Annotated in this window: 11 protein-coding genes; 8 read left to right on the top strand and 3 right to left on the bottom strand. The window is 68.1% G+C overall.

The features are described 5' to 3' along the window. Nucleotides 1-38 precede the first annotated feature (38 nt). Complete coding sequence (gene rfbA, locus ACF8ML_RS25045) at nucleotides 39-929, top strand: glucose-1-phosphate thymidylyltransferase RfbA (protein WP_016451845.1); 891 nt, start codon at nucleotides 39-41, stop codon at nucleotides 927-929. Continuing rightward, on the top strand, nucleotides 926-1,474 hold the full coding sequence (gene rfbC / locus ACF8ML_RS25050) for a dTDP-4-dehydrorhamnose 3,5-epimerase (RefSeq protein WP_016451844.1): 549 nt from the start codon (nucleotides 926-928) through the stop codon (nucleotides 1,472-1,474). Before rfbA ends, rfbC begins: the two co-directional genes overlap by 4 nt. Nucleotides 1,475-1,480: 6 nt before the next feature. Here rfbC and ACF8ML_RS25055 read toward each other — a convergent pair whose 3' ends face one another. Beyond that, nucleotides 1,481-2,362, bottom strand: coding sequence for a LysR substrate-binding domain-containing protein (locus ACF8ML_RS25055; protein WP_313282858.1), 882 nt, complete (start codon nucleotides 2,360-2,362; stop codon nucleotides 1,481-1,483). Nucleotides 2,363-2,575: 213 nt separating this feature from the next. Here ACF8ML_RS25055 and ACF8ML_RS25060 point away from each other — a divergent pair, with 213 nt between their 5' ends. The 6 genes from ACF8ML_RS25060 (at nucleotide 2,576) to ACF8ML_RS25085 (ending at nucleotide 10,000) form a co-directional block, all read left to right on the top strand. Next, on the top strand, nucleotides 2,576-4,027 hold the full coding sequence (locus ACF8ML_RS25060; protein WP_016446485.1) for an NCS1 family nucleobase:cation symporter-1: 1,452 nt from the start codon (nucleotides 2,576-2,578) through the stop codon (nucleotides 4,025-4,027). Nucleotides 4,028-4,037: 10 nt separating this feature from the next. Then, on the top strand, nucleotides 4,038-4,778 hold the full coding sequence (locus tag ACF8ML_RS25065; protein ID WP_160852885.1) for a GntR family transcriptional regulator: 741 nt from the start codon (nucleotides 4,038-4,040) through the stop codon (nucleotides 4,776-4,778). 178 nt (nucleotides 4,779-4,956) lie between these two features. Next, nucleotides 4,957-6,000 (top strand): putative 2-aminoethylphosphonate ABC transporter substrate-binding protein, encoded by a 1,044-nt coding sequence (locus ACF8ML_RS25070; RefSeq protein WP_126311299.1) that lies wholly within the window; start codon nucleotides 4,957-4,959, stop codon nucleotides 5,998-6,000. 14 nt (nucleotides 6,001-6,014) lie between these two features. Beyond that, nucleotides 6,015-7,088, top strand: a complete 1,074-nt coding sequence (locus ACF8ML_RS25075) for an ABC transporter ATP-binding protein (RefSeq protein WP_016446482.1) — start codon at nucleotides 6,015-6,017, stop codon at nucleotides 7,086-7,088. Further along, complete coding sequence (locus ACF8ML_RS25080) at nucleotides 7,085-8,851, top strand: putative 2-aminoethylphosphonate ABC transporter permease subunit (protein ID WP_392408255.1); 1,767 nt, start codon at nucleotides 7,085-7,087, stop codon at nucleotides 8,849-8,851. Before ACF8ML_RS25075 ends, ACF8ML_RS25080 begins: the two co-directional genes overlap by 4 nt. 33 nt (nucleotides 8,852-8,884) lie before the next feature. Beyond that, on the top strand, nucleotides 8,885-10,000 hold the full coding sequence (locus ACF8ML_RS25085) for a TIGR03364 family FAD-dependent oxidoreductase (protein WP_392408257.1): 1,116 nt from the start codon (nucleotides 8,885-8,887) through the stop codon (nucleotides 9,998-10,000). A 12-nt stretch (nucleotides 10,001-10,012) separates the two neighbouring features. Here the strand turns inward: ACF8ML_RS25085 and ACF8ML_RS25090 are convergent, their stop codons facing one another. Next, a complete protein-coding gene (locus ACF8ML_RS25090; RefSeq protein ID WP_392408258.1) occupies nucleotides 10,013-11,188 on the bottom strand; it encodes a zinc ribbon domain-containing protein in 1,176 nt (391 codons plus the stop codon). A gap of 73 nt (nucleotides 11,189-11,261) precedes the next feature. Continuing rightward, the gene (locus tag ACF8ML_RS25095) at nucleotides 11,262-12,374 is read right to left on the bottom strand and encodes an SPFH and helix-turn-helix domain-containing protein (RefSeq protein ID WP_034365129.1); all 1,113 of its coding nucleotides are present in this window, start codon (nucleotides 12,372-12,374) and stop codon (nucleotides 11,262-11,264) included. Between the last annotated feature and the right edge of the window lie 307 nt (nucleotides 12,375-12,681).

Below are 12,681 nucleotides of genomic sequence, written 5' to 3' on the forward strand. Positions count from 1 at the left end.
GCGGCTGCGCGCTTCAGCAGAACCCCAGGATCCAGGACATGAACCAGACACGCAAAGGCATCATCCTCGCGGGCGGCTCCGGCACCCGCCTGCACCCGGCCACGCTGGCCATCAGCAAGCAGCTGCTGCCGGTCTACGACAAGCCCATGATCTACTACCCGCTGAGCGCCCTCATGCTCGCGGGCATCCGAGAAATCCTCGTGATCAGCACCCCGCAGGACACGCCGCGCTTCGAGCAATTGCTGGGCGACGGCTCGCAGTGGGGCCTGAAGCTGGAGTACGCCGTCCAGCCCAGCCCGGATGGCCTGGCCCAGGCCTTTTTGATCGCCGAGGACTTCCTGGCCGGCGCCCCCAGCGCCCTGGTGCTGGGTGACAACATCTACTACGGACACGACTTCCCCCGCCTGCTCGAACGCGCTGACGCGCGCAGCGAGGGCGCCACGGTGTTTGCCTACCACGTGCAGGACCCCGAGCGCTATGGCGTGGCCGAGTTCGACGCCCAGGGCCGCGTGCTTTCCCTGGAGGAAAAACCCAGGCAGCCCAGGAGCAACTACGCGGTCACGGGCCTGTATTTCTACGACAGCCAGGTCGTTGAGCTGGCAAAGTCCATCAAGCCCTCGGCGCGCGGAGAGCTGGAAATCACCGACCTCAACCGCCTGTACCTGGACAAGGGCCAGCTCAATGTGGAGCTCATGGGCCGTGGCTATGCCTGGCTGGACACGGGCACGCACGACAGCCTGCTGGAGGCCGGCCAGTTCATCGCCACGCTGCAGCAGCGCCAGGGCCTGAAGGTGTCATGCCCCGAGGAGATCGCCTTCCGCCAGGGCTGGATAGACCGTGCCCAGCTCGAGACGCTGGGCCAGGCGCTGGCCAAGAACGGCTACGGCCAGTACCTGCTGCAGATCCTCAAGGAAAAGGTGCACGCATGAAGGCAACACCCCTGGCCATTCCCGAGGTGATGCTGATCGAGCCCAAGGTCTTTGGTGACGATCGCGGCTTCTTCCTCGAAAGCTTCAACCAGCAGGCCTTCAACCAGGCCACGGGCACGGACCACCAGTTCGTGCAGGACAACCACAGCCGCAGCAAGAAGGGCGTGCTGCGCGGCCTGCACTACCAGCTGCCTCCCCATGCCCAGGGCAAGCTGGTGCGCGTGGTGCGCGGCGCCGTGTTCGATGTGGCCGTGGACATCCGCAAGGGCTCGTCCACCTTCGGCCAATGGGTGGGCGCCGAGCTGACGGAAGACAACCACCGCCAGCTGTGGGTGCCCCCAGGCTTTGCCCACGGCTTCATGGTGCTCAGCGACAGCGCCGACTTCCTCTACAAGGCCACGGCCTTCTACGCGCCCCAGGCCGATCGCGGCATTGCCTGGGACGACCCGGCCATCGGCGTGCAGTGGCCGCAGCTCGATGTGGAGCTGTCGCTGTCGGACAAGGACCTCAGGCAGCCGCTGCTGGCGGATGCCGAGCTGGCCTGAGCCGGTTCACATCTGGTCCGGCAGCACCCCGCCCGGCACGGCCTCCTCCAGAAAGCCGGCGATCAGCCGGGCCTGGCGGCGTTCGCGCAGGCAGTACAGGTATTCGGGCAGGCGCGGCACGGGGCCTGCGAAGGGCAGGACGACGATGTCGGGGTGGGTCGAGGCTTCATGCCGGGCGAAGACGCTGATGCCCATGTCGCGGATCACGGCCTCGCGGATGGCTTCGCGGCTGGCGATTTCCATGATGTGGCGCGGTGCCAGGCCGGCGGCGGCCAGCATCTGTTCGGTGAGCTGGCGCGTCATGGAGCCGCGCTCGCGCAGGATCAGCGTGTCTTGCACCAGATCGGACGCCTGCACCATGGTGCGCTGCGCCAGCCGGTGGCTGCGGTGCACCAGCAGGGCCAGCGGGTCCTGGCCCAGTTCCACGCGCAGCAGGCGCGGATCACCTTCCAGGTGCGATGAGGTCGCCAGGTCCACCTGGTAGTCCACCAGCGCCTGCACCATCTGGCGCGAGTTGCCGCCCACGATGGCCACTTCCACCCGCTCGAAGCGCCGCTGGTAGCGCTTGACGATGTCCAGCACGTAGTAGGGCGCCGTCGCACCGATGCGCAGCTGGCCCTGGCTGGCATCGCCCGAATGGCGCAGCGCCGACTCCAGCTGGATGGTCTGCAGCAGCAATTGCTCGACCTGGGGCAGCAGGCGCAGCCCGGCATCGGTGATGGACAGGCGCCCGCCCTGGCGATGGAACAACTCCACGCCGTAGTGCTCTTCCAGCGCGCGGATCTGGGTGGTCACGGTGGGCTGGCTCAGCGAAAGCTGGCGTGCCGCCTGCGTGATGCTGCCCAGGCGGGCGACCCAGAAGAAGGACTTGAGCTGCGTGACGAACATGGCGGGGTGTTGGGGTCAGGAATGCCTGGCGCCATTTCAACATGGCGCCGTGATGCGCAGGGCCGGCGTGGCCGGGTATGTCCCTGGAAACAACTCCTGCGCCTGAAGGCACACTTCTTGCATGCCAGTTTGCGTGCCAGTTTGTGTGCCAGCTGATTCATGGGTCTCGGCTGGTCTTGTGTCAGTGATTGCTCGTGATCAAGGAGCGCAGCAATGGATATTCGCAATCCCTCGCCGGGTCTTTACAACGAAGACCTGGCGCCCACCAAGGACCGCCGCTGGGGCGCCTTCAGCATCTTCAACGTCTGGACTTCGGACGTGCACAGCCTCTGGGGCTACTACCTGGCGGCCAGCCTGTTTCTGCTGTGCGGCAGCTTCGTCAATTTTCTGATCGCCATCGGCATCAGCTCCCTGGTCATCTTTTTTCTGATGAACCTGGTGGGCTATGCGGGCGAGAAGACCGGCGTGCCCTACCCGGTGCTGGCGCGTGCCTCGTTCGGGGTTTGGGGTGCGAATCTGGCTGCCCTGGTGCGAGCCATCGTGGCCTGCTTCTGGTACGGGGCGCAGACGGCGGCCGCCTCGGGCGCCATGGTGGCGCTGCTGGTGCGCAATGAGGCGTTGCTGTCCTTCCACCAGACCACGCACTGGCTGGGCCATTCGGGACTGGAGGTGATCTGCTACGTGGTCATCTGGGCCTTGCAGCTGCTGATCATCCAAAGGGGCATGGAGACCGTGCGGCGATTCCAGGACTGGGCCGGGCCTGCCGTGTGGATCGCCATGCTGGTGCTGGCCATCGGCCTGTGCGTGAAGGCCGGCGGCTTCAGCTTCGACCACGGCATTCCCATGGATGTGCTGCTGGACAAGACCAAGGATGCGGGGGTGAGCGGCGCGCCGGGCAGCTTCTGGGCGTTGATGGCCGTGGGCGCGACCTGGATCACCTACTTTGCGGCGCTGTACCTGAACTTCTGCGATTTCTCGCGCTATGCGAAGAACAAGGAGGCGGTGGCCAAGGGCAACCTCTGGGGCCTGCCCGTGAACCTGATCGCTTTCTCGCTGGTGGCCGGCATCACCACGATTGCGGCCTTCAAGGTCTATGGCGAGGTGCTGCTGCACCCCGAGCAGATCTCGGCCAAGTTCGACAGCTGGGTGCTGGCCCTGCTGGCCGCCGTCACCTTTGCCGTGGCCACGCTGGGCATCAACGTGGTGGCCAACTTCGTCTCGGCGGCCTTCGATATTTCCAACGTGTTTCCCAAGCGCATCGACTTCAAGCGCGGCGGATACATCGCCGCACTGATCGCCCTGGCTCTCTACCCCTTTGCACCATGGGAGGGCGGCGCTGCCCACTTCGTGAACGCCATCGGCGCCACCATGGGGCCGCTGCTGGGCATCATCCTGGTGGACTACTACCTGGTGGCCAAGGGCAACATCAACGTGGCGGCGCTGTATGACGAACATGGCGAGTACCGCTACGAGGGCGGCTGGAACGTCAACGCGCTGATCGCCACCGGCATCGGCAGCGTGTTCTCCACCATCCTGCCCAACTTCACCAGCCTGCTGCCGGTCTGGTGGGGCACCTACGGCTGGTTCTTCGGCGTGCTGATCGGCGGCAGCGTGTACTGGGTGATGGCCACGCTGCGCCCGCGCCGCATTCCGGCCGCAGCCTGAGGAGGCCGCCATGTCCGAGCCGCAGGATGCGCCGGCCACCGGGCCGGCCTTGATTGCCGAGCGCGTGATGCGCTCCATCGTCGAGCGCAAGCTGCGCCCTGGCGAACGCCTGGGCGAAAAGGAACTGGCCGAGGTCTTCGGCGTGAGCCGCACCATGGTGCGCGAGGCGCTGATGCAGCTGCAGGCGCGCGGCTTCGTCGAGGTGCGCTCGCGCCAGGGCTGGTACGTGGTCGAGCCCTCGTTCGAGGAAGCCCAGGAAACCTATGCCGCGCGCCGCGTACTGGAGTCCGGCATGCTGCGCGACGCGGGCCGGCCGCTGCAGGCGGCCATACGCACGCTGCGCGAGCATGTGGCCCAGGAGCGCGGCGCCATCGCCGAGGCCGACAACGCCGGCCAGCGCAGCGTGCTGCTGGCCGACTTCCACGTCTGCCTGGCCGAGCAGATGGGCAACCGCTTTCTCACGGCCATGATGGCCGACCTGTCGGCGCGCACCACCCTGGTGTCTGCGCTGTACCAGTCGCAGACCGAGGCACAGCACTCCAATGCCGACCACGAGGCCATCGTCGATGCGCTGGCGGCCGGCGACATGGCGCGCGCCGAGCAACTGATGCGCGATCACATCGACGCGCTGGCCGCGCGGCTGGATGAGAACCTTGCCCACCGCGCGCGCCTGCAGGACCGGCTGCTGGATGCGCTGCAGCCGCAGACGGCCCAGGCTGAGCGCCCGGGCAGGGTAAAGCCGCGCCGCTGAAGAAGGCGGGAGCGGGGCGAGGGGGCGCCGAGGGGCGGAGGGCACCCAAATCCGCCAATACCCGCTTCGCCAAATTTCCGTTGTGTGACACGGACGTTTCACCTGCGCTTTCTACAGTGGGTGTCAGAGGTGGCGACCCTGCCGCCTGTCCACGAACCCACAACGGAACTGACACGCCATGCGCCACACCCTTGCCTCCCTGGGCCGCCGCCTTGCCATTGCCTCTGCGGCGCTGACCGTCGCCTCCTTCGCCTCCCTGGCCCATGCGGCCAAGACCGAGCTGCTGGTCTACAGCGCGCTGGAGGCCGACCAGATCAAGGCCTACAAGAGCGGCTTCGAGAAGGCCCATCCCGAGATCGAGCTCAAGTTCGTGCGCGACAGCACGGGCATCATCACGGCCCGCCTGCTGGCCGAAAAGGCCAATCCCCAGGCCGACGTGATCTGGGGCGTGGCCGCCACCTCGCTGATGCTGCTGGACAAGCAGGGCATGCTGCAGCCCTATGCGCCCAAGGGCCTGGACAAGGTGCGAGCCAACATGCGCGATCCGCGCGCCCAGCCGACCTGGGTGGGCATGGACCTGTGGTCGTCGGCCATCTGCTTCAATACCGTGGAGGCCGGCAAGCGCAAGCTGCCTGTGCCCGCCAGCTGGGCCGACCTGGTCAGGCCCGAGTTCAAGGGCACGATCACCATGCCCCACCCGGCCTCCAGCGGCACGGGCTACCTGATGGTCGCGGCCTGGCTGCAGATCATGGGCGAGGACAAGGGCTGGGCCTACATGGACGGCCTGCACCAGAACATGGGCGTGTACACGCACAGCGGCTCCAAGCCCTGCCGCCAGGCAGGGGCTGGCGAGTTTCCCGTGGGCCTGAGCTTCGAATACCGAGCCAGCAAGACCAAGAAGGATGGTGCGCCCATCGACATCGTTTTCCCCCGGGAAGGCCTGGGCTGGGATGTGGAGGCCACGGCCATCCTCAAGACCAGCAAGAAGCAGGAAGCCGCCAAGGCCCTGGCCGACTGGGCCGTCACGCCCGAGGCCAACAAGCTCTACGCCGCCAACTTCGCCGTGCTGGCCTTGCCCGAGGCGCAGGAAAAGCTGGAGTTCATTCCTGCCGACCTCGAAAAGCGGCTGGCGAAGAACGACTTCGATTGGGCCGCGGCCAACCGCGAGCGCATCCTGGCCGAGTGGAGCCGCCGCTACGAAGCCAAGGCAGAGAAAAAGTAAGCCGGAGCCACGCCATGCTGCGCATAGACCATATCGCCAAGCGCTACCGCGAGCAGCAGGTGCTGCGCGGCATTGACCTGAACGTGGAGGCGGGCGAGTTCGTCAGCCTGCTCGGCCCTTCGGGCTGCGGCAAGACCACGCTGCTGCGCATCGTCTGCGGCATCGACATGCCTGACGAGGGCAGGGTGCTGTTCCAGGGCGATGACATCACGCGCTGGCCGGCCGCGCGCCGTGGCTTCGGCGTGGTGTTCCAGAGCTATGCGCTGTTTCCCAACCTGACGGCCGCGCAGAACGTGGCCTTCGGGCTGAACGGGCAGCCTGCGGCGCAGGCGCGCGAGCGCGTGGCCGAGATGTTGTCCCTGGTGGGTCTGGGCGCGCAGGCCCAGCGCTACCCGGCCCAGCTGTCGGGCGGCCAGCAGCAGCGCGTGGCACTGGCCCGCGCGCTGGCGCCCCGGCCGCGCCTGCTGCTGCTCGACGAGCCGCTGTCCGCGCTCGATGCCCAGGTGCGCACCGAGCTGCGCAGCGAGATCCGCCAGCTGCAGCGCCAGTTGGGCATCGCCTCCATCATGGTCACGCACGACCAGGAAGAGGCCTTGTCCATGGCCGACCGCGTGGTGCTCATGCACCAGGGCCGCATCGAGCAGCAGGGTTCGCCCGAGCAGCTCTATGCCCAGCCCGTGAGCCAGTTCGCGGCCGGTTTCGTGGGCCGCATGAACCTGCTGCCGGCCACGGCCGAGGGGGCGGACCAGGTGCGCATCGGCGAAGCCAGCCTGCGCTGTGCGCTGGCCGGCTTCGAGCGTGGCGACGCGCTGCTGGTCGGCGTGCGTCCGGAAAGCGTGGTGCTGCACCCGGCCCAGCCCACGGCGTTGCCCAACCTGTTGCGCGCCCGCGTGGTGGAGACCTCCTTCCTCGGATCGATGGCCCTGGTGCGCCTGTACAGCCCCACGCTGCAATGCCAGGTTGACGCCCAGTGGCCCCTGCGCCACGACGTGGGCCTGCCCGACTGGCTGCAGGGCGAGGTGCTGATGGAGCTGCCCGCCGCTGCGCTGCAGCCGTTGGCGGCGCCCGACGCGAGGAAGGCCGCATGAGCGCGCATCCCATGGACACGGCCGTTTCCGTGCCGGTGCCGGTGGACCGCTTCGCTTGCGCCCGCCGCAGCGCGCCTGCAGGGCCCGTGCGTCCGCAGGGGCGCAGCGCAGGCTGGGAGCGCTGGTGGCTGGGCGCCCTGGTGCTGGGCGCACTGGCCTGGCTGCTGGCCACCATCGCCCTGCCGGTGGCCAGCCTGCTGGGCAGGAGTTTCTGGGACGACACGGGCCGCTCCACGGGCCTGGCCCAGTTCATCACCTATGCGCGCATGCCGGGCGTGACGCAATCGCTGTTCAACAGCCTGTGGCTGTCGGCCGTGAGCAGCACGGTCTGCGTGCTGCTGGCCTATGCCTACGCCTATGGCGTGGTGCGCAGCTGCATGCCGCTGGCGCGCTGGTTCCGCGCGCTGGCCCTGGTGCCGCTGCTGGCGCCTTCGCTGCTCATGGCCATCAGCCTGATCTACCTGTTCGGCAGCCAGGGCCTGCTCAAGGGCTGGCTGCAGGGGGGCTCGGCCTACGGGCCCTTCGGCATCATCGTGGGCTCGGTGCTCTGGACCTTTCCGCATGCGCTGATGATTCTGTGCACCACGCTGGCCTCGGGCGATGCGCGCCTGTACGAGGCGGCCGCCACGCTGGGCGCCAGCCGCTGGCGCAGCTTTCGCCAGGTCACGCTGCCGGCCAGCCGCTACGGGCTGATGATTTCGTGGATCGTGGTTTTCGTGCTCGTGGTGACCGACTTCGGCGTGCCCAAGGTCATTGGCGGCAACACGGCCATGCTGGCCACCGACATCTACAAGCAGGTCATCGGCCAGCAAAACCTGTCCATGGGTGCGGTGGTGGCCATGCTGCTGCTGGTGCCGGCCGGCCTGGCCTTTGCGGCAGAGCGCCATCTGCGCGTGCGCCAGGCGGCCACCATGGGCGTGCGCTCCGTGCCGCTGGTGCCCCAGCCCCATGCGCCGCTGGACCGCGCGCTGTTCGCCTACTGCGCGCTGGTGGCGCTGGCGCTGCTGGCCGTCATGGGCACGGCCGTGCTGGCCTCCCTGGTCAGCTACTGGCCGTACAACCTCACGCTGACATTCAAGAACTACCGCTTCGACATGATGGACGGCGGCGGCTGGGCCAGCTATGGCAACTCGCTGTCCATGGCGCTGGCCACGGCCGTGCTGGGCGCGGTGCTGAGCTTTGTGACCGCCTACCTGGTGGCCAAGCCCGTGCGCTGGGCACGCACGCGCCAGTGGCTGCATGCCGTGGCCACGCTGCCCATGGCCGTGCCGGGGCTGGCGCTGGGCCTGGGCTACATCCTGTTCTTCAATGCCCAGGGCAATCCGCTGCACTTCCTGTACGGCAGCATGGCCATCCTGGTGCTGTGTTCGGTGGCGCATTTCTTCTCGGTGGCGCACATCACGCAACTGGCCGCGCTGCAGCAGCTCGATGCCGAGTACGAGCGCGTGGCCGATTCCATGGGTGTGGCCTTCTGGACGCTGCTGTGGCGCGTGCACCTGCCGGTATGCCTGCCCGTGGTCATGCAGGTGGCCGGCTATTTCTTCGTCAACGCCATGACCACGGTGTCGGCCGTGGTGTTCCTGTACTCGCCCGAGACCACGCTGGCCTCGGTGGCCGTGCTGGCCATGGACGACGCGGGCGACACCGCGCCGGCCGCCGCCATGGCCACGCTGATCTTTGCCACGGCCGCTGCGGGCCGGCTGCTGATCGCGGCGCTGGATGCCTGGGTGCAGCGGCGCACGCAGCGCTGGCGCCAGCGCTGACTTTTTTCCTTTCCCTCTCCTCTGTTTTCTCCCATGAAGAACTACGACCTGATCGTGGTGGGGGCCGGCATTGTCGGCCTGGCCCACGCCTATGCGGCTGCGCGCCGTGGCCGCAGCGTGCTCGTCATCGAGCGCGACGCGGCCTGCATCTCCGCCTCCATCCGCAATTTCGGCTTTGTCACTGTCACGGGGCAGCAGGCGGGCGCCCACTGGCAGCGGGCCATGCGTTCGCGCGACACCTGGGCCGAGATCGCGCCGCAGGCCGGCATCGAGGTCGTGCACCGCGGCCTGTGGCTGACGGCGCGCCGGGCCAGCGCCGAGGCCGTGCTCCACGCCTTTCTGAGCACCTCCATGGGCGAGCGCTGCGAGCTGCTCACGCCGGCCCAGGCCGCCGAACGCCACCCGGCACTGCGCACCGAAGACCTCAGCGCCGTGCTCTACAGCCCGCATGAGCTGCGCGTGGAGTCGCGCACAGCCATTGCCAGGTTGGCGCAGTGGCTGGAGCGGGCCATGGGCGTGGATTTCCGCTTCGGCGAGGCCGTGCTCGAGGTGGCGGCACCCCGGGTGCGCAGCGCCCGCGCCAGCTACCACGGCGAACGCGTAGTGGTCTGCAACAACGCCGACCCGGGCGGCCTGTTCGCCGGCCTGTGGACGCCGCACCGCATCCAGCTGTGCCAGCTGCAGATGCTGCGCGTGCGGCCGCAGCCGGGCTTGCAGCTCAAGGGCTCGGTCATGGGGGACCTGAGCATGGTCAGATACGAGGGCTACAGCGCCCTGCCCGAAGCCGCCGCGCTGCGCGCCGAACTGGAGCGGGAGGAGGGCGAGAGCCTGGCCCACGGCATCCACCTGATCGCCGTGCAAAGCGCCGACGGCAGCCTGGTGGTGGGCGACTCCCACCACTACGGCGCAGCGCCCCCGCCCTTTGCCAGCGAAGCCGTGGACCGGCTGATGCTGCGCCACATGAACGAGGCCCTGCACTTGCGCGATGCGCAGGTGGTGGAGCGCTGGGTGGGCGTCTACCCGAGCGCGCAGGACGCGCCCTGCGTGGTGCATGCGCCCGACGAAGCCACGCGCGTGGTCGCTGTGACGGGTGGGTCCGGCGCCAGCACGGCGTTCGGTCTGGCCGAGGAGGTCTGGAGCGCGTGGTGAGCGGCAGCCGGCCTACTTGCCGAACATCACCCACAGCAGCGCCAGCACCATGATCGTGGCCAGCACGGCCAGCGTGATCTTGAGGGCGCTGTAGGGGCGCTCGCCCGCGATCTGGCCCGTGTAGCCGTTGGCGATGATCTGGAAGGTCCTGCTGCCGTAGGTGTAGCCCACCAGCCAGACCGGCACGAGGATGTGCTTGAAGGTGCGGCCCTGGTACTCGCGCTGCATCTGCAGGTTGCGGTAGGTGTCGCCGGGCACCTGGCGCGCGCACAGGGCGCGCAGCTGCTCGTCCATGTCCTGCACGTTGACCTGCGCGGCCTTGCCCAGGTCGATCTGGTAGCGCTCCACCGTCCAGCCGCGCACGAACTCGGGCGTGTAGGGCTTGAGGTCGGTGGTGGTGGGGAAGGGCTCCACCTGGCGCAGCAGGTTGGCGTGCACGCCCACGGTGCCGGGCACCAGCTCGTCGTCGAAGAAATGGGCGAGGCTGCCCGAGGCCGGCTCCCAGCGCACATGGCGCACCTGGCGCGTCTGCACGTTGCCGTTGCTGTCGCGGTAGGACTCGGTGGTGTAGTAGTAGAAGCCCGCCTCGGCCTGCCAGTCGGCGCTGGCGTGGGCGTCGAAGGTCCAGTACGGCAGGTACACGCCGTGCAGCGTGTCGGTCAGCGCGGCGGATTTCAGGCGGTTGGGCGCGAACCAGCGGCTGCCGTACCACTGGCGTATGCGGTCGCGGATCTGGCCGTCGCTGATCTTGAAGGGCAGGATGCTCTGCGGCGTGATGGCATCGCCCTGGTCCTCATGGGCGACGATGGAGGGCGAGCCGCAGAAGTCGCAGCGCTGGGCCACGGTGCGGTTCACGAAGACCGAGATCGCGCGGCAGTTCTGGCACTGGACCTCGTAGCGGTCCTCCGTGCCCCAGCCCCGGCCGGACTTGGGGTTGCGCAGCGCCTCGGCCAGGCCCTGCTCGACCACATCGCGGCCCAGTTCCTCGCGCGTTTCCTCGCTCCAGGGCACCGTGGTGCCGCAGTACGGGCACTTGAGCGCCTGGGCCTGGGCATTCCATTCGAGGTTGGCGCCGCATTCGGGGCAGGGGTGCTTGCGCACCATGGCTGGCGCGGCGGCAGCGGCCTCCCAGGAACCGGAGGCGGGGGAAGTCGAGGTGCTGGAGGAACTGGAGGAGGGCGCGCTCACGGCATCGGTCCTGGAAAACGGGACGCGGCGCCAGGCAGGGCCTGGCGCCGCAAAGGGTCAAACCACGGAAATGTCAGCCGCGCAGGAACTCATCGAGTGCGGCTTGCGCAATGCGCCACTGGCTGCCGATCTGGCGCGCCTTGAGGTTGCCGGCCTGGATCTCGGCCAGCACATCGGCCTCGCTCACACCCAGCACCTGGGCCGCCTGTGCCGGAGTCAGCACCTGCAGGCCACCGGCGGCGGGTGCTGCCGGCGCCTGGGCGGCCTGGGCGGCGGCAGGCGAGAACGGGTCGGAGGCCTGGCCGGCCGGTGCGCCACCGGCGCCGCCGCCGTTTTGCATGCTCTTCATCATCTCCTGCGCCATGCCGAAGCCCATGGCCATGGTGGCGGGCAGGGTGGCTGCGGCAGCGCCTTCGCCGCCCGTGGTCATGGCCTGGCCCATCTGGTACTTGACGTAGTCGTTGAGGTTGCCGATGGCCGTCATGCTGGAGCGCTTGTCGATGGCCTGCTCCACCTCGGGCGGCACGGACACGTTCTCCAGCACGAAGCTGGTGATCTCCAGGCCGTACTTGTCCGTCATGGCCGGGTTGATCAGCGGCAGCAGCGCATCGCCCAGCTCGCCATAGCGCTGGGCCACGTCCAGCACGGGCACTCGGGCCTTGGCCAGCGACTCGGTGAACACGCTGATGATGCGCGAGCGCATGGTGTCGGCGAACTCGTCGATGCGGAAGTTCTGGTCCGTGCCCGCCACTTCCTTGAGGAACTTGGCCGGCTCGACGATGCGGAAGTCATAGGTGCCGAAGGCGCGCAGGCGCACGGCGCCGAAGTCCTGGTCGCGCACCATCACGGGGTTGGAGGTGCCCCACTTGTTGCCCGTGAACAGCCGCGTGTTGATGAAGTAGACATCGCACTTGAACGGCGAGTTGAAGCCGTACTTCCAGCCCTGGATGGTGGACAGGATGGGAATGTTCTGCGTGGTCAGCGTGTGCTTGCCGGGGCTGAACAGGTCGGCGTACTGGCCGGCCGAGACGAACTGCACCTGCTGCGACTCGCGCACGATGAGCTGGGCGCCGTTCTTGATTTCCTTGTCGTCGTCGGGCCAGCGGTAGGAGAGCGTGTCGCGCGAGTCATCGGTCCACTCGATGATCTCTATCAGTTGCTTGGTGATGATGTTCATCAGGTTCATGGCAGGCTCCGAAACGGTGGTGGTCCACGACAAAAAAGGTCAATGGGCCATTCTAGGCGGCGTGCATGGCGGCGGGGAGAACGGCCACCGGCCGCTGCCCCGGTGAATTGTCAAAAAATGATCCGGATGCGTCGTGCAAGGCGGGCTTTCGGGTCTTCGCGCGCCACGGCCTTTGCCGGCATGTGTCGCCTGCTCCGTTTTTTGATGCAGATCGCCCTGTGGCGCGTCTGCCGTGGGGCCGCAGGCCCGCGCCACGGCGCAGGGCCGGGCGGCGCCTTAAAATCGTCGTTTGCGCGGCGCGAGCCGC

The sequence above is a fragment of the Delftia sp. WSY_10 genome, assembly GCF_043104705.1.
GTDB lineage: Bacteria > Pseudomonadota > Gammaproteobacteria > Burkholderiales > Burkholderiaceae_C > Comamonas > Comamonas tsuruhatensis.